We start from the raw sequence: 18,212 nt of genomic DNA, 5'->3' as shown, positions 1-18,212 counted from the left end.
AAAGGTTCCGCTTATGGGGTGCGAAAATGATGGGAAAAATCCTAAATTTACTTAATGATACAAAGAAGAGTGAATTTTTAGGGTGGAACAGTGTCCGTGAGTCGGGTTAATGTCACGTTGAGGGCGCATGATAAACCCATAGGCATTACCCAATTCTGCCGCACGTCTTAATTTTAGACGATCCTCCTCCGTTAGCTCGGGCAACCAGCCAAGAACCACGCTGTAATTTCCCGTTTGCAGCGCTTTTTCCATAGCCTCGACCGTATTCACCGGGCTGATTTGGCTCAATTGCACCATCTTATCTACAGGCAGGCCGGATTGCTGCAGCCATTGCTTGCTTAATTTTTGCTGCGGTGTCAGCCACAGAAGCCAGCGAGACTGCTTGCCCAGTTGCAGCAGCAGGGGCAACAGCAATTGAGCCACTGCGGGCTGGCGCTCGTTGTAAACAAGTTCACTGATCAAGCCATTCTCTTTGCCGACATCCGTGTTCTTCTCAACATTGCGCGCTGTAAAAGAGCCTTGGCTGAAATGAGGTTGGTAGAGTGATTGAGTACGCATAAAGTTCCCGCCCGTCGTGTTACTGTATGTTTATACAGTATCCCTGATTTGGGATAAGATCAACCCAAATTTTCGTAGCGGCTCGCATAATTGCGATCATTTTTTGTACCGGTGTTTTTTGTGATTGGCATGCGGGTGGATAGTGCGTATTTTCCTAATTAGTTGTTCACGTTACTCTTTTCATTGATAAGAGAAATAATACGACCGGAACCTAAAAAGGAGAAACGCTATGAAAAGGATGTCGATACGAAGGATCGCACAGGCTAAAAATTGCTTCGCGGCGCTGGGCGCCATCACCACGCGGTCACAGTTTGGCGGCTACGGCCTGCTGGCCGAGGGGGTAATGTTTGCAGTGATAGCGGAAGGAGAGTTGTACCTGCGGGCTACGGCGAGCATGGAACCGGCTTTTCGCGCCAGAGGGATGGTCAATATGGTCTATTCCAAGCGTGGAGTGCCCATCACTTTGCGTTATTACTGGGTTGACGAGTCGCTGTGGCGGGAACGCAACGAGCTGGTGGGGCTGGCCTGGCAGGCCGTCAGGGAAGCGCGTCGAGAGCAGCGGCTTAAGGCCGGCGATCACGGTCGATTGAAGGCGTTGCCGAATATCGATGTCAACATGGAGCGCTTGCTATGGCGAGCGGGTATCCGCAACGCCTATGACCTGCGGCTGCAAGGCGCTAAACGCAGCTATCTCCGCCTGCTGCAACAGCAGACCAATCTGGGGCTGCGCGTGCTGCTGTCGCTGGGCGGCGCGATAGCCGGTTATCATCAGGCGGCGTTGCCGGCCGAATTGCGCAACGAACTGGTGCGCTGGTTCGATCATACGATGGCGATGCGCCGCCATGGGCATGAGCCAGTGGTTCAGGGCCCATCGAGCGAGCCCTGAATAATTAGATTGCCTTATTGATTTGGGCGTGGAGTGCGGTGAGCTCCGGCAGCAGTTCGAGCATCAACCCCACCTGTTGCAACACCAACTGCTCTTTGCTTTCAGGTTCCGGAACGGCTCTGCGAATGCGCTCCGCCAGCTGTTCCAGCGCTTGCGCAATGCGCTGGCTGTTCCGTTCTTCCTGATGCAAGGCGCCGTCCACGTAACACACGGCATCATTGAGCAGATCGAGGGTGACAGGGGTATTCAGCCGCTCGCGGTGCGCCCCCAACGCCGAGATATAACTCAGGAGAGTGTGGTTGAGGCAAAGCAGGCGGAAGGCGGCTTCCTGCAATTCCTTGTCGGCCTTGGGATCGGCGGACATGTTGGAGATGACCGAAGCCAGTTCGGCATCGCTGTTGTGGGCATCTCGCCGCGCAATGCGGTAGGCGAGGCCGTTATCCTTACCCTGGTGGTATTGCACCAGAATGGCGTCCAGATAACGGCAGTTGGCATTCAGGGTTTTATCCACCACCGCCGGCAGTTGGCGGAATTTCCAGTCCGGCCAGATAAAGCTGACCGCCGCCCAGGCGATGGCGCAGCCCAACAAGGTGTCGTAAACGCGCGGGGCGGCTACTTCGAATCCTTCACCCAACAGGTTAAAGCATAACAAGACCAGTAGCGTGATGAACATGGTGGCGTGGGCATACTGGACGGTGCGGAAAGCGAAAAATAGAACGCCGGTGATGACGATCAACACCAGCTGTCCTTCCAGTGAAGGCACGAAATAGAGGATCGGCAGGCCGATCAGGATACCGGCCAGGGTGCCGATGATGCGCAGCGCCAGGCGTCGGCGGGTAGCGTTGTAGTTCGGTTGACAGACGAACAGGCTGGTCAACAGGATCCAGTAACCGTGTTGCATGCCGGTGAACTGGATGAAAGCGTAACCCACGCACAGCACCACCGACATGCGGATCGCGTGGCGGAACAGGGCCGATTGCGGCGTCAAATGGCGGCTGATGCGCAGGCGGATATCGCTCCAGCCGGTTAAGCGATCGTCGGCCAGGCTGTTCTCTTCCGCTTGCCCGCTTGCCAGCGTCTGCTCTGACTCAATATTGGCCAGCTGCGCATCGATCGCATGCAGGTTTTTCAGCAGGTGCGCCAGCGCCTTGGTTTGTTCTGAATTGCCCTGGGTTTCGGCGATGCGCGCCAAGGCCTCCTGAATGCGGCTGAAGGCCGGCTCAAAACGCGGGTTGTGCTGGTATTTTTGCCGCAGCAGGATCGATTGTGCCAGTTGGCGGCAGGCGCGCGCCTGCATGCTCAGCAAACGCTGGAAGCGGAATAAAATATCGCTGTGGCGGAATTGCCGGCTGAGCGCGTGATACTGAACGTGGGAAGAGCTGGCACGTTCGTGGATATCCTGCGCGACAAAGTAGTAGTGCAGGGTGCGGCGGGTGCCGCGCTGGCCGCGATCGCCTTTCAGGCGCGTCAGCAGCGAGGCTTTGGTCTGGTTAAGCAACGCGACCAACGCGCTGTTGGCCATCGCAACATCCATCCATGGCAGGTCGGCGTCGCGTTCGGCGTCGGGATCGAACAGGTTGGCTTTGGCATCCAGATAGTTGGCCAGTTGATCGTAGCAGCGCGCCAGGTTCTCTTGCAGTGGCCGGATAGGGAACAGCAAGTGGCCCGCCAGCGTCAGCAGGTTGTACCACAGCGCACCGATCACCAGCAGCAGCGGTTGCTGATACCAGGCATCGTACATGGCGGTGCCGAGCATGGTGTAAACCGCGATCAGCAGTGCGCCGAAGGCGATGGTGGCGTAACGTTGCCCCAAGGCGCCCAGAAGGATAAAACCGCAGGTCGACGTGGTTAAGCCAAGGGCGAACAACCAGGGATAGGGGAACAGCAGCTCGATTGAAGCTGAGGCGACAAAGAAGCACACCAGCGTGATCAGCAGGTTGCGTAACCTGCCGGCCAGGCGGTCATCCAAGTCGGTCAGGGCCGCTGCCACCACGCCCAGCGTCAGCGGGATGGTCAGCTTGGGAATGCCCAGCCACCAGGGAACGGCGGTGGTGCCGATCAGCGCAATAAGGATGCGCAGGTGATACAGCAGATTGCTGTTATAGGTGTAACGACGTACTGCGGGTGCAAAAGAGCGCACGAAAAACTCCTCAAACGGAGAAAAAATTAACGCTGATGATAGTGGCGGCGAGCATTCTCAATACGCGCTTGCTGAGCCATTTCTACCGAGACGACGCGGCGCCCCACCGGCCACAGCGCGATGGCGGCAATTTTGAAATTGGCGATGCCGACCGGAATGCCGATGATCGAAACGCACTGCACGATACCGGCGGCGATGTGTGACAGGCACAGCCACCAGCCGAACAGCACCAGCCAGATAACGTTGAGCAGTGAGCCGCCGGCGGAGAGCAGCGCATTGCTTTTTTCCGGGTAGAGCTCATCGACGTGGATTGCCTCATTGCCGAACGGCACCAGCGACAGCTTGGTGATTTCCCAGCAGGAGCGGGTGAGCGGCAGCGTGATGACCAGCAGCACGCTGAACACCGTGGCGATGAGCCAACCCAGCGTGGTGAAGAAACCGCCCAACACAAAATTAAGAATATTCAGTACAGTACGCATAGACGTCATTCTGCTCTAATGTTGGCCAAACCGCGATGCGGGCGTATTCACGATAAAAACGCAAAATCTATTCTACCCTTTTTTTAGCGCTAGAGTGCCACTGCTTATCGCAGGTAAACTGGCAGATATCCGTTATTTAATCTCAACATAGTCATGGCGCGACGATATGGAACTTAAAGCGACATCGCTGGGGAAACACCTGGCTCAGCACCCTTATAACCGCGTGCGGTTGCTGCACGCCGGCGTTGAGGTGAGCGGGGAAAAACATGAGTACCTGATCCCCTTCAATCAACTGATTCAGGTCAGGTGCAAGCGCGGCATCGTCTGGGGCGAGCTGGAATTTGAATTGCCGGACGAAAAAGTGGTGCGACTGCACGGTACCGAGTGGCAGGAAACGCAGCGTTTTTATCACTATCTGCAGCAGGCGTGGCAGCAGTGGAGCGCCGAAATGAGCGAGGTCAGTGCCGGCGTGTTGCAACAGCAGGTGGCACAGATTCAGCGCATTGAGCAGCAAGATAAATGGTTCAAAAAGTCTGAGCTGGGCAAGCTGCAGCAGCAAATCCGTGAAGCCTTCTCCGCGCTGCCAATGCCGGTGGCGCGCCTGGAGGAATTCGATAACTGCCGGGCCGATTACCATCTGTGTCTGCAATGGCTGCAGCAGGGGCAACGCAGTGTCGACCAACGCAACCGGCAGTGGACCGATCGCATGCTGGAGCAACATCACGACTTCTTCCAGACCGTCGAGAGCTCACCGCTCAATGACTCTCAGAGCCGTGCGGTGGTCAACGGCGAGGATTCCGTCCTGGTATTGGCGGGGGCCGGCAGCGGCAAGACGTCGGTGCTGGTGGCGCGCGCCGGCTGGCTGCTGCGCCGTCAGGAGGCGGAGCCGGGCCAAATCTTGCTGTTGGCGTTCGGCCGTCAGGCTGCGAGTGAGATGAATGATCGCATCAAAGAACGTTTGGGCGATGTCGGTATTCAGGCCAAAACATTCCATGCATTGGCGCTGCAGATCATTCAACAAGGCAGCCGCAAAGCCCCGGCCATCAGCCGGTTGGAAACCGATGCCAGCGCGCGCAAAGCGTTGCTGATTGCCCATTGGCGCGAGCAATGTGCAGAGAAAAAAGCCCAGGCGAAGGGGTGGCGTCAATGGTTGACCGAGGAGCTGGAATGGGACGTGCCGGAAGGCGACTTCTGGCAGGATAAACGCCTGGCGGACCGGCTGGCGGGCCGGTTGGAACGCTGGCTGGGGCTGATGCGCATGCACGGCGGCAGCCAGGCGGAAATGATTGAGCAGGCGGATGAAGAAATCCGCGATCTGTTTTCGAAACGCATTCGGCTGATGGCGCCACTGTTGAAAGCCTGGAAAAGCGCCTTGAAAGAGGAAGGAGCGGTGGACTTCTCCGGCCTTATTCATCAGGCGGTCAACATTCTCGACAAGGGGCGCTTCGTCAGCCCGTGGAAACATATTCTGGTCGATGAGTTTCAGGATATCTCGCCGCAGCGTGCGCTGTTGCTGGCGGCGCTGCGTCGGCAGAACAAGCAGACCTGCCTGTTTGCGGTGGGGGATGACTGGCAGGCGATTTATCGCTTCAGCGGCGCTGAGTTGACGTTAACCACGGCTTTTGCCACCCACTTCGGCGAAGGGGCGCAGTGCGCGCTGGACACCACTTATCGCTTCAACGAACGTATCGGCGAGGTGGCCAACCGGTTCGTGCAGCAGAACCCGCACCAGCTGAAAAAACCGCTCAACAGCCTGAGCAAGGGCAATAAAAAATCGGTGGCGATCCTGCCGCACGAGCAGCTGGAGCCCTTGCTGGATAAATTGAGCGGTTACGCCAAGCCGGATGAGCGCATCCTGGTGCTGGCGCGCTACCATCATCTGAAACCGGAAGCGCTGGCGAAGGCGGCCACCCGCTGGCCCAAGCTGGATCTGGAATTTATGACCATCCACGCCAGCAAGGGGCAGCAGGCGGAATACGTCATCATCGCCGGTTTGCATGATGGGCGTGACGGCTTCCCCGCCGTGGCGCGCGAGTCAGTGTTGGAAGAGGTGCTGCTGCCGCAGCCGGAGGATTTCCCGGATGCCGAAGAGCGCCGTCTGCTGTATGTCGCGTTGACGCGCGCTAAACATCAGGTGTGGCTGTTGCAGGATCGTGAACGTCCTTCGGTGTTCGTTGAACACCTGCAAGATCTTGGCGTACCGGTGCAGAAAAAACCGTAAGCCTGGGCCTGGCGGCTGCCAGGCCGCGAGGACTATTTCAGGCGGTCTTGCAGGTAGCGCTGATAGTCGGGGATGGCGATCTCCACCTCGCTTTTGAACAGCGGAGAGTCGATCAGAAAGTCGGCGGTCGAGCGGTTGGTGGCCACCGGAATATTCCATACGGTCGCCAGCCGCAGCAGCGCCTTCACGTCCGGATCGTGCGGCACCGCGTTCAGCGGATCCCAGAAGAAGATCAGCATGTCTATCTTGCCTTCCGCAATCAGTGCGCCAACCTGCTGATCGCCGCCCATCGGGCCACTCAGCATGCTGGTGACGGGAATGCCGCTGGCGCGCTGGATCAGATTACCGGTAGTGCCGGTGGCGTACAGCTGGTGCTGCGCCAGAATGGTCTTGTGGCTTTCTACCCACTCCAGCAGGGCCTGTTTGCGGTGATCGTGCGCCACCAGCGCAATGTGTTTGCGCGCGGCGATAGTGCGGGTGGTCAATTCCATCTCGGTGTCCTTCGCTAATCGGGGAATGTGCGACAGATTACTGAAACTGTTTTTCACTGCCTAGCGTTTGCGCTTGAAAATGCGAAGAAAAGACGCCTTTACGGGGAAAGGCGCCGGGAGGGATCAGCGAATCGGTTGTTTATTGGCCCAGCGCAGAAAACGCTTCTGTGTTTCCTTGTCGGCCTGTTGAAACCAGTATTGCAGCATTTGTTCCGACACGTTTTCACCTTTCAACGTCACCGTCGGGGCGTTTATCGGCGCGCCGGCCAACGCGAGAGCTGAGGCATTGCCCGCGTTCGCCTGAACAAAGCTCGGAACGGAGGCCGGGCGGTTCTGGCGGTTGTAATCGGTCATCACCTTTTCCAAATCGGTATTGAAGGTGACGCTGTCGGGATGCAGCACATCATGCCGGAACGGCAGGGCGTTGCCGTCTTTATCGACCACCAGATAATTCAACGTTCTGTCAAAGCGTTGCGCATCACGATCGTTCTCGATGCGTGGCAGTTCGATCGCCACCTGGCTGATCTTTTGCGTATTGAAGGTGGCAACCAGCGGCAAGGAAGCATAGGCCTGCGTATGCTGGCCGGAACGTACGGTTTTGGTCACTTTAAACAGCAACTGGTGCTGCCCGCCATCCAGTTCAAGGCTGTCGGCGCCTTTTAACAACGAACCTGTCATTTTCTTGCCGTCGACCACCAGCAGGTCGATGTCCGGGGAGAGTTTCAGGGTCGTAGCCGCGGCAGGTATGCTGATGCTGAGCAACGCCGCAACCACCAGACCAAATTTCATCATTATCTCCTTATAAAGTGGCGTAACGCTAAGTGTTGAACACGGCATAGGTTGTGTCAAAATTTTTCAATCGGGTATTTTGTTTACATTTTTACATATTTTATCGCGATTAGACATGACCATGCGCAGCTGAACCGCGACAGCCTCTGACCATAAGATTGCGGTGAAGTTTCCCTTGCGTTGCGTTTAACCGAACGAATGCCGATCGGTTACACTCGAAATGGAAAGTGACGCAGTGATAAACGGGAGTTGAAGATGCAAGATCAAGAGATTGTTGAGCTGTTGCAACAGGTGAAAACTATCGCGCTGGTCGGTGCCAGCGATAACCCATCACGGCCCAGCTATGGGGTGATGGCGTATCTGTTGGCGCAAGGGTATCAGGTGATCCCGGTCAGCCCAAAACTGGCGGGGCAGACGCTGCTGGGGCAGCAGGTTTACCCTACGCTGGCCGCTATCCCGCAGCCGGTGGATATGGTTGACGTGTTTCGCAATTCAGAAGCGGCTTACGGCGTGGCGCAAGAGGCGATAGCGATCGGCGCCAGGGCGCTCTGGCTGCAGATAGGGGTGATTAACGAGCAGGCGGCAGCGCTGGCGCAACAGGCCGGGTTGCGTGTGGTGATGGATCGCTGTCCGAAAATCGAAATCCCGCGCTTAGGGTTGGAGCGCTAAATAAAAAGGGCCAGGCGCGATGCCAGGCCCTCTCGGGTTTCTCAGGTCTTGGCGCGGTCAATTGCGCAAGCGTGGCGCCTGTAGCTGGTGACGGATGGATTCCGCCAGTTCATCCAGCGATGGTTGCTCGGGGTGTGCCTCCTGGGCTTCGCTATCCAGCTGCGCTTCCGCCAGATAGGTGTGTACCGGTTGGCCTTCCTCGTCTTCCATCACCACGTGGTACCAAGGGGCTGAACGCAGTTCATCGTTCGCCGCTATTTCGTCAGCTTTGGGTTGTTCCAAAGAGTATTCCGGGTCGATATCGATCACGACGCCCAAATACCCCAGCAGTTTATGCCTAACCTGTTGTCCGATACCGAATTTGCTGGCAATCATGATGACCTCCTGAGAAACAATGCCTTGCTCATATATGGGGGCAGGGCAGCGCATTTCAAGTTACATCACCCGACAAGCGAATCCTTTCAGATACAGTCCCTCAGGGTATGTGGCGATCACCGGGTGATCGGCAGCCTGTCGGAACTGCTCTATAAATTGTACATCACGTCCGGCATCTACAGCGGCGTCGGCCAAAATTTTCTGGAACAGGTCGGTCGGCATCAGGCCGGAGCAGGAGAAGCTGAGCAGAATGCCGCCCGGATTCAGCAGCTGCAGCGCCAGCATGTTGATGTCTTTGTAGCCGCGGCAGGCGCTGGCCAACTGATTCTTGTTCTCGACGAATTTCGGCGGATCCATGATGATCAGATCGAATTTTTCGCCTTGAGTGCGGTAGTTGCGCAGCAGCTGGAACACGTCATCGCGAACGAACTCCGCTTTGTTCAGATCCAGCTTGTTGAGCTCGACGTTCTGTTTGGCGATATCCAGCGCCGCCTGCGAGGTATCCACGCTGATCACCTGCGCGCAACCGCCCATCAAAGCGGAAACGGCGAAGGCGCCGGTGTAGGAGAAGCAGTTCAGCACCCGACGGCCGGCGGAGTAATTGCGCGCCGCCAGGCGGCTGTCGCGCTGGTCGAGGTAGAAACCGGTCTTGTGCCCCTGCTGAATGTCCACCAGCAGCTTCATGCCGTGTTCGGTGATCGGCAGCAGTTCCGGCGGCAGATCGCCCAGCACCGGGCCCTGCGCCAGCGGCAGGCCTTCTTTTTTACGTACCGCAACGTCGGAGCGATCGTAGATCGAACATTCCGGGTAGCAATGCTGCAGGGCGGAAAGCAGGGCCGGGCGCTGGTATTCGGCACCGGCGGACAGCAGCTGCAGCACCAGGAAATTCTGGAAGCGATCGATAGTGATGCCCGGCAGGCCGTCGGACTCGCCGGCGATCAGGCGGTATCCGTCCAGACCGTCGCGCTGTGCGACCCAATCGCGCCAGCTTTGCGCTTGCTGCAGGCGGCGAATGAAGAAATCGATGTTAATCTCTTCATCTTGCTGGAAGGTCCAGACGCGTGCGCGGATCTGCGACTCGGGCGAATAGGCGCCGCGTGCCAGCCACTTACCCTGGCTGTCGAGGATATCAATGGTTTCACCGGAGTGGGCTTTGCCCTCAACGCGTTGAACGGCGCCGGAGAACACCCAAGGGTGGCGACGGAGTAAGGACTTTTCACGTCCTTTGGCGAGATGTAAGCGCATGGTTAAACTACTTTTTATTCAATGGGTTAATTGGCTGGATTAAGCGTTTGCCAAAATAAGTTCGTCATCATAGCTGAATCTGACAGCGTTCACTACCGCGTTGGCTCGGATTGTATCGCGTTATCTCTGCGGGCGTCGCACCGAAGAGAGAGAAAGTGCAGCCTTCAAACTGAAGAAATGGCAGCTTAAAAAGGTGTATTATAGCAAGCCAGAGATGAAAGCATGTTGATCAGTGCGTGAAGGCGCTTTGTTACCTGCAGGATTAGATGTTTGACAGGGGATTATGCTTTATAGGGCATAAGGCTACAGAGTGATATATTTATTCTTGTTAAGAGTATTTTTGGCTGTTTTTGTAATATAAAGTGAAGGGAGTGCACCAGTGAGATTCTTTTTGTTTTTCATTTTTTTTATGACGACTCACACAGTATTGGCTAACGAGTGGGTTTTTAGTGATGATGAAAACGCTATAAGTGATGGGGTATTAAAGATTTCGGTTCAGGCTGGGCATTATAAAATTTCATTTCCACCTACTGCGAACCCAAACTCAGGTGCTGTGTCGATTAACGGCGAGCAGTTTTACGGTAACCGTTCTTTTGGATTCGACGGCGAGCAAGCGGACATAATGATTGATAGGTTATTAAAGGTAAAGAGTGCTCAGGTTGAATATGATGATCGTTTTAAAACGAAAGTCGTTCGCAAGTTGGTTGATTTTTCTGACATTACATCATCCCTCGATAGCTTGAAAAATAAAAGTCATTGACACCTCTCACATCATCGACGATAGAGCAGATGGCTTTACTCGAAATAGGAATAGCGCTGTCGCTTGGTTGCCCGGCGGTATGTTTAGCCACGACGGCTGGCCGGCGGTACGCTTTCTTGTGAGCAAGCAGAGCCCATCATTCAAGAGTGTGGATTGAAGATTACCGTTTTGTTTTTAACTAATTGATTATTATTATCTTTTGTGAAGTTTCATAGTGATTGACTTCAGGCTGAGGTTCGCCTCACGGAAGAAAGCCTATCTCCGGGCAGATGGGGATGTAAGCTTTTTGTAAGTTTTTTGTGAGTTTTAGGTTTTTTCGCATTGACAAAAATCTTAACTTAATCTGTTATTGAGCACCTGATGTTTATTATGCAGATATTAGGATTTTTCTTAAATGTCTAAAGAAAGAAGCTTGTCGTTTGATTTTTTGAAAGGGTTGCTTATCTTGCTCGTCATCGTGGGACATTTATTGCCAGGCAGCGCTGATGTCGGTTTGCGTGGGGCAATATATTATTTCCATATGCCGCTTTTTCTAGGGGTGACGGGCTACTTTGTTCGGCGTTATTTTCTTGATGGCGGTGTGATTAGCGTGCTGAAAAAGTATCAGTGGCGCATGATAATTCCTTATATGTTGGCGTTCGTTGTTTACAGCGTTTATTCTCTTTACTCCTCAGAAGAAGTCGGTTTAAAGCAGTTCATCGGTCTATTTCTTTACCCCTACTATCATCTTTGGTATATCCCAGCAGTGATCATATTCGTGCTATATACTATGGTCATTTACAAGAGTAATTTCTTAATTGGTTTCTTTCTGTTCACTTCCGCGGTGTTATCTATTGTCTGGTACTGTTACGCCGACACGCTGGAAAACCAATATGCCTGGCTGAAATTCATTGGTGATAAGCGTTTCTATTATTACTACTCCTTCTTTTTATTAGGTTTCCTGATCGGGGATAAGAATTTTCACGGTAACCCGCTGGCGTTGTTCGCTATCGCGTCGGTCGTAGGCATATTAGGGTACTATGAACCGAACGGGGCACTGCTGGATGCCGCCTCATGGTTTGCCTTTAATGCTGCGCTGTTGCTGTTGATGGTGAGTTTGTGTAAACGCCTGAAGCTGAGAATTGAGGGCTTTGTGGTCAAAATGGGGCAGGTATCTCTACCTATTTATCTTTGGCATGTGTTACCCATTTTGCTTGTCGGAGCAATGGTCGATAAGGATACGCTAGGTTTTTATCTCAGCGTAACGGCCATTATTTTCGCTCTGGTCATCATATTTATCCGCTTGCGTGGCAAAAGCAGATTTATCGACTCTTTCTTTTACGGGGAAAGGGCCAACTGGCTACCTGCCGAAAAATAGCAAGTCTGTCCCGGCCGAGGGAGCTCGGCCGTCTACTTTTTACGTAAGCCTCTATTATACAAATTGTTGTCCTCTGGCTCCCTGCCTCTTTATCTTTTGATTGAGTTTCTATACTCAATACATACTTATTCTTTAGACAAGATAACAGGGGGCGATTATGACACAAGTTTGCATTGCTGCGTATGTGTATGGCGTGGTGCAGGGGGTTGGGTTTCGCTATTCCACCCAGCGGCAGGCCGAGGCGTTGGGGGTGACAGGCTATGCGCGCAATCTCGATGACGGCAGTGTTCAGGTGGTGGCCTGCGGCACACAGGCGCAGGTGGACAAGCTGTTGGAGTGGTTGAAACAGGGCGGCCCGCGCAGCGCGCGCGTCGAACGTGTGCTGGTGGAGCCGCAGGGCCTGGCTGATTACAGCGGGTTTGGCATTCGTTATTAAACGCTCGCCTGCAGCGGCGCTGCGGGCAGAGCGGTCAAATGCATTTTACCGGTTTCGGCAATCCGGCGATTTTGGTGGCTTGTTTGGCCGGCCCTTTCGGGAACAGGCGATACAGATAGCGGCTGTTGCCTTTTTCTTCGCCGTATTTCTGCGCCATCGCTTTGACCAGCATGCGGATAGCCGGTGAGGTATTAAATTCCTGATAGAAGTCGCGCACGAAGCGCACCACTTCCCAGTGTGCTTCGGTGAGCACGATCTCTTCCTGCGCGGCCAGCAGCGGCGCCAGCCCTTCATGCCAGTCGGCGCTGTTTTTCAGATACCCCTGCGCGTCAGTGTCGATAACCTGACCTTCAAACTCCAACATACTGCCTCGATAACGGATAATTCGGAACGGCCGCCAGTTTAGCAAATTTTTTCAGCCGCAAAAAACAAAGCCCCGCCGGAGCGGGGCCTGGAAAGCTGGTGTAACGTGCAATCAGTTGCTGCGGGCGAAGCCCAGAATGCTCAACAGGCTGATGAACATGTTGTAGAGCGACACGTACAGGCTAACGGTGGCGCGAATGTAGTTGGTCTCGCCGCCGTGAATGATGTTGCTGGTTTCCCACAGGATCGCGCCGGCGGAGAACAGGATGAACAGCGCGCTGATGGCCAGGTGCAGGGCAGGGATCTGCAGGAACAGGTTGGCGATCACCGCCACCAGCAGTACCACAAAACCTGCCATCATCATGCCGGACAGGAATGACATGTCTTTACGTGTGGTCAGCACATACGCCGAGCAACAGAAGAACACCGCTGCGGTGCCGCCCAGCGCCAGCATGATCAGATCGCCCGCGCCGGCGTTCAGGAACGAGCTGAGAATGGGGCCGAGGGCATACCCCATGAAACCGGTCAGCGCAAACGCCGCCAGAATGCCTGCCGGGCTGTTGGCCAGTTTATGGGTCAGGAACATCAGGCCGTAGAAACCAACCAGCATCAGCAGCAAGCCCGGCGCCGGCAGCCCCAGCATCGTGCTGGCGGTCGCGGTCAGCGCCGAGAAAGCCAACGTCAGGGATAACAGGAAATAGGTGTTGCGCAGGACTTTATGCGTGCTGAGCAGCGAGTCGCGCGAAGAAGATGAGACGACAATGCGGTCCATAATGCTCTCTCTTATCAAGCCATCACAAAATAATCCCGATGATAGGCAGCGCAAGCGCTTGATTAAAGTTTGTTTACCAATCTTTACCCTTAGTTATCATTGTTGCAACAGCAGGGAGGAGCGGACGCGCGTTTGTTCGCCGTTTGCTGCGTCTTCGCCGATTTTTCGCGCGGTTGAACGCGCCCGGGCTTTACAAGCGAATGAGGTCTGTTTATAGTGCGCGTCGTTGCGGAGGGGTGGCCGAGTGGCTGAAGGCAACGGTCTTGAAAACCGTCGACGGGAAACCGTTCCAGAGTTCGAATCTCTGCTCCTCCGCCATACATTCTGACCCCGTGCTCTCTGAGCACGGGGTTTTTGCTTTTGCGTGCGCAGAAACCGAGGCGCTTTTGCAGGAAACGCGATCGGCTATTGATAAGGGCCACGCATCGGTGAGATTATGCGGTCATCAAGGTTGGCTGCTCGGATGCCTGCTGCTGTCAGGCACCGCCGGGGTGATAAACAACGCCGCCTTATCGATTTCGCTTAATGCTCTTATGGAGACAGAGATGAACTGGTATCAAGTCGCCCTATGGACCATGATCTTTCTGAAGTCCGGCGCTTTCCTGGTATTCGTGTGGTGGTGGATGTTCAAACGCGCAACCAAACCTTATGTGCGCCCGCAAGACGTCGTGGTGGACGATACGCCGTATGATGAGAACCTCACCATGGAAGAGGTGATGAAAAACCATGGCATCGTCCGTACGGATATGTCGGTAAAATAGCCCTTCCTCCCCAATCGGTATCTGGGGCGTGTTTGCCATAAGCGCGCCCCGTTGCGATCCTTCGCTGTCTCTCTATGGCATTCTGTTCTCAGGTTAACGGCATAGCGTTACCGGGAAAAGCACGCCATGAACGATGTACGCATCTTGCCGAGCTTTACGCATCGAAAAAACGCCGTTCTTAATGCCGAGAGAGATCATGGGGATTTCCTGGGTCAGCTCATCCGGCGCGTTGTCGTCGGGCGTTTTGCTGATTTCTCGGTGGGTGGTCATGTAAAACCCGTGATCTAACCTCTTTATATCAAAGTTTATTTTCCTATCCAGGCTGTAGGTTTTGCCTCTCACGGTGATGTCCCCACGCTGCACAATCATGGCATGATGTTCGTCATAGATGAATAAACTGCCCGTCACTTTTAATTCCAGGTCATCGCCTGAAGCTAATCGTTTTTTAGTGATCGTATCGGCCTGGCAATTCATATGCACAGGCGCGTCGGGGGTTAAAACGCGAAACAGGACAATGAAGAGAATCACTGCCAAAAATCCGATAGTCAGCATTTTGGGGTTGAGCAATGCGGCCATTTATTTTCCGTTGAGAATTTTGTAGGTAACACACTGGGTATATCGATCTTGTGAGCCGAGATAACACACACCGAGGAAGGTGTTATAAGTCAACGTGTGTTTTACGGAGGAAAAATAGATGTCCGCTTTACTGGCTATACAATCCACACCGCTCTCTTCTAGCGCCTGGTTGACCATGCGCTTTTCCAGTTCGTCATCAATATGCTTGTCTGCATCCAGAGAATACAAGGTGCAGCGGTCTTTTTTCCCTAACGAGATTAAATTTTCTCTGGGTTGATCAGGCGGTTCAACAGGATAGAACGCCGCGACGAACAACAGCGGAATAAATGCGCCGCAGATAGCGGCAATAGCGCGAATATTTACCTGTTTCTGCGGCGGCGTGTTATGTGATTCGGCAACCGACGGGAAAGAAGAAAGCGGCACTGAGGCGGAAGAAGGGGGAGTTTCGTTAACGGTTGCCTGCGGTGATGGGTAAATATCAATCATGGCGGTAAAGCAAAAACCGACTTTCGCCAGGGTCTTTATCGGCGAGGTTTCTCTCCCCAGCAGTTTGAACGCTTTCCTTATTTCACTGACGGCCACATTGAGGCTGATCGATGAGCCTGAAAAACCATACTCTTCCCATACCTTTTTTATCAATACCTCACGTTTCAATGGGATATTCGGATGAGTCAGCATTTCAATTAACAGGCGCGAGGCCGGATTGGATATCCGTATCGATGACTCATCGTTATCAATGAGTTGGAGACGACACGCATTTGCGTCATAGATTACGCAGAGGTCGATAATATATTTCATGTATTCAGGTTTTTATAATGGTATAGGCTTCCAGGTCGCGGCTAGTATTTAGTGAAACGTCGGTCAGGTCAAGGTTCTGGGAGGGAAACATAAATAATTCAGGGTGTTTTTTATTTCTTCGACGAACAGAATGCATGGTGCATTGCTCTTTTTATTATGCTTAACAGAGTTAAATTCTGAAAAAATCTAATTTATTAGATTATAATAATTAAAATTTGCGTTAATAAAAATAATGTTCCTGTTGTTAATGATTTGATGCAGAATTATCTTAGTGTTTTACGGCGCCTGCTTATGTGCCGGGCGCTTATTGATGGCTCCCAAACGGCAATGCGATTTTTCCAAGAAAACGGCAGGTATTTAGTGCAAGGCATCGCCGTTTTCTTTAGCCATGGATGGAGGAAGTATGCTCAGTATCGGTATCGTATCTGAAAACATCTTTTTCAGAGAGGCGATGAAAAAGATATTGGCGCCAAGGATTTTTCATAAGGATCACGTTATTGCTTACTACGACGATCTGCCTTTGGCCATGGGGCGAAATTGCCAGGATATTCTGATCGTCGATGATGCGATAAAAAGCCTGTTGCGTTTCAGCATGGCGGCAGCGTTATTGTCTGCTATTCATGGCGTGAAAATTTTTTTGACGACAGAAGAGAAGCGTCGTCTGTTATTTCGTTCTGTCACGCGTGATGTGGTGGTGCTCGATAAAAGAGTGCGAGTTCCCGACATGAATAAGGAATTGTCTTTGCTGCTGGCTAATATTGCGCAGCATTCTGCATTAAATGGAAACGTTGAGGGTGGGGCGGCCCGCAATACGAAAAGTTGCTTGACTGAAAGTGAAGTGAAAACGCTTCATTTGCTTTCTTTCGGCTATACGGTGACCCAGATATCCCGAATGCTTGATAAAAGCGTAAAAACGGTCAGCACGCAGAAATGCAGTGCATTACGCAAAATGGGATTGAAGAATCGGGTGCACAATTTATTGGGAATTTCATCCGGTTTCTCAGCGGTTATCTAGGATTTCGTTATTTTGTCGCTTTTATTATCGGCTGATGAATAACGCTATGGCTTGATTTTATAAAAACAGGAATGTGTTCACCCTTTTGCCTCTGTATTACGGGGAGGGATTGTTTCATCCCGCCAGCAGCGGCTGCTTTTTATTTATTCTCTCAAACCAAACTGTTATGGAGTTTTATCTCATGATGAAGAAGATGCTTTCTGTTGCAATCATGGCGGCCGCGGTCGCTGCGCCGGTGGCTTTTGCTGAAGACAATTCCGCCGGTGGCGTGATTAACTTTACCGACGCCATTACCGACACCACCTGTACGATTAACGGCGGCAAGAGCGCGGATTTCACCGTAGCGCTGAGCCCGATCTCGGTGACCGATGCGGGTAACACCGTCGGGCCAATCACCAAGAACAAGAAGTCCTTCTCGTTGACCTTCTCCGGCTGTTCGCCGGCGGCCGGTACCGCGGGCACCCCGCTGAAAATCTACTTCTCCTCCGCGGATAACATCTCCACCGACGGCAAATATTTGCTGAACAACTCGGTCAACGAGAACGACGCTTCCGTCGCGAAGAACGTAGGCTTCTCTCTGGCGGAAACCGGTTCTTCCACCCCGATCCAGCTGAACGTGCCTTATGTCACCGACATCATGGGCGACAAAGAGGCGCCGGATTCAGAAACCCTGACGCTGGACGCGTACTACTACAAAACCAACGCCGAAGCGGCAAAAGTGGGCGCTCTGAGCTCCAACGTGACTTACACCATTTCTTACCTGTAATCGCGCTGACAGCCAGGCCCTTGATAGGGCCTGGCCACCCGGGGGAACGATGAAAAAATACATGATGATAGCGGCGCTGTTGCTGGGTTCCGTTGGCGCGCAGGCCAATGTGGTGGTTAACGGCACGCGGGTGATCTACCCGGCAAACAACAAGGACGTGATTGTCCAATTGCTGAATAACGGTACCGACCCCTCGCTGGTTCAGGCCTGGATCGACGACGGCGATATCAATTCCACCCCGGAAACCGCCAATGTGCCGTTTTTGCTGTCGCCGCCGGTGGTGAAAGTGAACGGCAACAGCGGGCAGCAGCTGCGTATTCAGAAAGTTGGCGCCGCGTTGGCGGCGGATCGTGAATCGGTGTTCTACCTCAACGTGCTGGATATCCCGCCGACGCCGGAAAACCTGCAGGGCACCAATACGCTGCAGCTGGCGATCAAGTCGCGCATCAAACTGTTCTACCGCCCGCAGGCGTTAACCCGCGGCGTGGAAAATGCGTTGGAAGAACTGACGCTGCAAGCCAATGGCAAAGGCTTCAACGTCATCAATAAAAGCCCGTATTTCATTACGGTAGCGAATATAGGCCAGGGTGCGGACAAGCATCTGCTGGTTGATTCGCTGATGGTCGCGCCGTTTTCCACCCAGTTTGCCGCCAGCAAACGAGCGGTCAGCAAAAACGCCCGTTATGACCTGATGTATATCGACGATCTGGGGGCTTACAAGTCTAAAGCCATCACCGCACACTAACCTGAAAGAA

The 18,212-nt window shown here is 53.6% G+C and carries 21 protein-coding genes and 1 tRNA gene; 11 read left to right on the top strand and 11 right to left on the bottom strand.

What is annotated here, in order from left to right; translation table 11 throughout:
* Nucleotides 1-51: 51 nt before the first annotated feature.
* Nucleotides 52-558, bottom strand: a complete 507-nt coding sequence (gene sulA, locus ACJ8MK_RS02170) for an SOS-induced cell division inhibitor SulA (protein ID WP_033654220.1) — start codon at nucleotides 556-558, stop codon at nucleotides 52-54.
* Between the two features lie 229 nt (nucleotides 559-787).
* Between sulA and ACJ8MK_RS02165 the strand changes: the two genes are divergently transcribed.
* Entirely contained in the window at nucleotides 788-1,444 is a 657-nt protein-coding gene (locus tag ACJ8MK_RS02165; RefSeq protein WP_033646570.1) for a TfoX/Sxy family DNA transformation protein, read from the top strand.
* Between the two features lie 4 nt (nucleotides 1,445-1,448).
* On the opposite strand, the gene yccS is transcribed toward ACJ8MK_RS02165, so the two are convergent.
* Together yccS and ACJ8MK_RS02155 are read right to left on the bottom strand one after the other, a co-directional pair.
* Entirely contained in the window at nucleotides 1,449-3,584 is a 2,136-nt protein-coding gene (gene yccS / locus ACJ8MK_RS02160) for a YccS family putative transporter (RefSeq protein ID WP_033646568.1), read from the bottom strand.
* Nucleotides 3,585-3,610: 26 nt separating this feature from the next.
* A complete protein-coding gene (locus tag ACJ8MK_RS02155; RefSeq protein WP_033637896.1) occupies nucleotides 3,611-4,063 on the bottom strand; it encodes a YccF domain-containing protein in 453 nt (150 codons plus the stop codon).
* Nucleotides 4,064-4,229: 166 nt separating this feature from the next.
* Here ACJ8MK_RS02155 and helD point away from each other — a divergent pair, with 166 nt between their 5' ends.
* Nucleotides 4,230-6,284, top strand: coding sequence for a DNA helicase IV (gene helD, locus ACJ8MK_RS02150; protein WP_033637897.1), 2,055 nt, complete (start codon nucleotides 4,230-4,232; stop codon nucleotides 6,282-6,284).
* Nucleotides 6,285-6,316: 32 nt separating this feature from the next.
* Here the strand turns inward: helD and ACJ8MK_RS02145 are convergent, their stop codons facing one another.
* Together ACJ8MK_RS02145 and ACJ8MK_RS02140 are read right to left on the bottom strand one after the other, a co-directional pair.
* Nucleotides 6,317-6,775: a methylglyoxal synthase gene (locus ACJ8MK_RS02145; protein ID WP_015377363.1), complete on the bottom strand. Its 459-nt coding sequence runs from the start codon at nucleotides 6,773-6,775 to the stop codon at nucleotides 6,317-6,319.
* A 123-nt stretch (nucleotides 6,776-6,898) separates the two neighbouring features.
* The gene (locus tag ACJ8MK_RS02140; protein ID WP_049235528.1) at nucleotides 6,899-7,564 is read right to left on the bottom strand and encodes a DUF2057 family protein; all 666 of its coding nucleotides are present in this window, start codon (nucleotides 7,562-7,564) and stop codon (nucleotides 6,899-6,901) included.
* Nucleotides 7,565-7,819: 255 nt separating this feature from the next.
* Here ACJ8MK_RS02140 and ACJ8MK_RS02135 point away from each other — a divergent pair, with 255 nt between their 5' ends.
* Complete coding sequence (locus tag ACJ8MK_RS02135) at nucleotides 7,820-8,233, top strand: CoA-binding protein (protein ID WP_033637899.1); 414 nt, start codon at nucleotides 7,820-7,822, stop codon at nucleotides 8,231-8,233.
* A gap of 57 nt (nucleotides 8,234-8,290) precedes the next feature.
* Here ACJ8MK_RS02135 and hspQ read toward each other — a convergent pair whose 3' ends face one another.
* A complete protein-coding gene (hspQ, locus tag ACJ8MK_RS02130) occupies nucleotides 8,291-8,608 on the bottom strand; it encodes a heat shock protein HspQ (protein WP_033637900.1) in 318 nt (105 codons plus the stop codon).
* Nucleotides 8,609-8,668: 60 nt separating this feature from the next.
* Nucleotides 8,669-9,853: a 23S rRNA (cytosine(1962)-C(5))-methyltransferase RlmI gene (rlmI, locus tag ACJ8MK_RS02125; RefSeq protein WP_033637902.1), complete on the bottom strand. Its 1,185-nt coding sequence runs from the start codon at nucleotides 9,851-9,853 to the stop codon at nucleotides 8,669-8,671.
* Nucleotides 9,854-10,232: 379 nt separating this feature from the next.
* On the opposite strand from rlmI, the gene ACJ8MK_RS02120 reads away from it, so the two are divergent.
* The 3 genes from ACJ8MK_RS02120 (at nucleotide 10,233) to yccX (ending at nucleotide 12,406) form a co-directional block, all read left to right on the top strand.
* The gene (locus ACJ8MK_RS02120; RefSeq protein ID WP_442517464.1) at nucleotides 10,233-10,613 is read left to right on the top strand and encodes a hypothetical protein; all 381 of its coding nucleotides are present in this window, start codon (nucleotides 10,233-10,235) and stop codon (nucleotides 10,611-10,613) included.
* A 394-nt stretch (nucleotides 10,614-11,007) separates the two neighbouring features.
* Nucleotides 11,008-11,970: an acyltransferase family protein gene (locus ACJ8MK_RS02115; RefSeq protein WP_060445613.1), complete on the top strand. Its 963-nt coding sequence runs from the start codon at nucleotides 11,008-11,010 to the stop codon at nucleotides 11,968-11,970.
* 157 nt (nucleotides 11,971-12,127) lie between these two features.
* Complete coding sequence (yccX, locus tag ACJ8MK_RS02110; protein ID WP_033646563.1) at nucleotides 12,128-12,406, top strand: acylphosphatase; 279 nt, start codon at nucleotides 12,128-12,130, stop codon at nucleotides 12,404-12,406.
* A gap of 34 nt (nucleotides 12,407-12,440) precedes the next feature.
* On the opposite strand, the gene tusE is transcribed toward yccX, so the two are convergent.
* A complete protein-coding gene (tusE, locus tag ACJ8MK_RS02105; protein ID WP_004928095.1) occupies nucleotides 12,441-12,770 on the bottom strand; it encodes a sulfurtransferase TusE in 330 nt (109 codons plus the stop codon).
* A 111-nt stretch (nucleotides 12,771-12,881) separates the two neighbouring features.
* Nucleotides 12,882-13,541 carry an FtsH protease modulator YccA gene (gene yccA / locus ACJ8MK_RS02100; RefSeq protein WP_004928091.1) on the bottom strand — a complete coding sequence of 220 codons (660 nt, stop codon included), beginning with the start codon at nucleotides 13,539-13,541 and terminating at the stop codon, nucleotides 12,882-12,884.
* 230 nt (nucleotides 13,542-13,771) lie between these two features.
* Here yccA and ACJ8MK_RS02095 point away from each other — a divergent pair.
* Nucleotides 13,772-13,859: transfer RNA gene (locus tag ACJ8MK_RS02095), tRNA-Ser, on the top strand.
* A gap of 227 nt (nucleotides 13,860-14,086) precedes the next feature.
* Nucleotides 14,087-14,302: a hypothetical protein gene (locus tag ACJ8MK_RS02090; protein WP_016928277.1), complete on the top strand. Its 216-nt coding sequence runs from the start codon at nucleotides 14,087-14,089 to the stop codon at nucleotides 14,300-14,302.
* 93 nt (nucleotides 14,303-14,395) lie between these two features.
* Here ACJ8MK_RS02090 and ACJ8MK_RS02085 read toward each other — a convergent pair whose 3' ends face one another.
* Both ACJ8MK_RS02085 and ACJ8MK_RS02080 read right to left on the bottom strand, forming a co-directional pair.
* Nucleotides 14,396-14,878 (bottom strand): hypothetical protein, encoded by a 483-nt coding sequence (locus ACJ8MK_RS02085; RefSeq protein ID WP_442517463.1) that lies wholly within the window; start codon nucleotides 14,876-14,878, stop codon nucleotides 14,396-14,398.
* Nucleotides 14,879-15,676 (bottom strand): winged helix-turn-helix domain-containing protein, encoded by a 798-nt coding sequence (locus ACJ8MK_RS02080; protein WP_051917629.1) that lies wholly within the window; start codon nucleotides 15,674-15,676, stop codon nucleotides 14,879-14,881. It lies immediately after the preceding gene.
* Nucleotides 15,677-16,079: 403 nt separating this feature from the next.
* Here ACJ8MK_RS02080 and ACJ8MK_RS02075 point away from each other — a divergent pair, with 403 nt between their 5' ends.
* From ACJ8MK_RS02075 to ACJ8MK_RS02065, 3 genes are all read left to right on the top strand, one after another.
* Nucleotides 16,080-16,691, top strand: coding sequence for a response regulator transcription factor (locus tag ACJ8MK_RS02075; protein WP_442517462.1), 612 nt, complete (start codon nucleotides 16,080-16,082; stop codon nucleotides 16,689-16,691).
* Between the two features lie 181 nt (nucleotides 16,692-16,872).
* On the top strand, nucleotides 16,873-17,457 hold the full coding sequence (locus tag ACJ8MK_RS02070; RefSeq protein WP_442517461.1) for a fimbrial protein: 585 nt from the start codon (nucleotides 16,873-16,875) through the stop codon (nucleotides 17,455-17,457).
* Nucleotides 17,458-17,506: 49 nt separating this feature from the next.
* Nucleotides 17,507-18,202 carry a fimbrial biogenesis chaperone gene (locus ACJ8MK_RS02065; protein ID WP_033637911.1) on the top strand — a complete coding sequence of 232 codons (696 nt, stop codon included), beginning with the start codon at nucleotides 17,507-17,509 and terminating at the stop codon, nucleotides 18,200-18,202.
* Nucleotides 18,203-18,212 lie beyond the last annotated feature (10 nt).

This window comes from Serratia sp. CY38905 (assembly GCF_052168875.1).
Classification (GTDB): Bacteria; Pseudomonadota; Gammaproteobacteria; order Enterobacterales; family Enterobacteriaceae; genus Serratia; species Serratia sarumanii.
The sequence above is the reverse complement of the archived record's forward strand: the minus strand, read 5'-3'. Positions and strand labels throughout refer to the sequence as shown.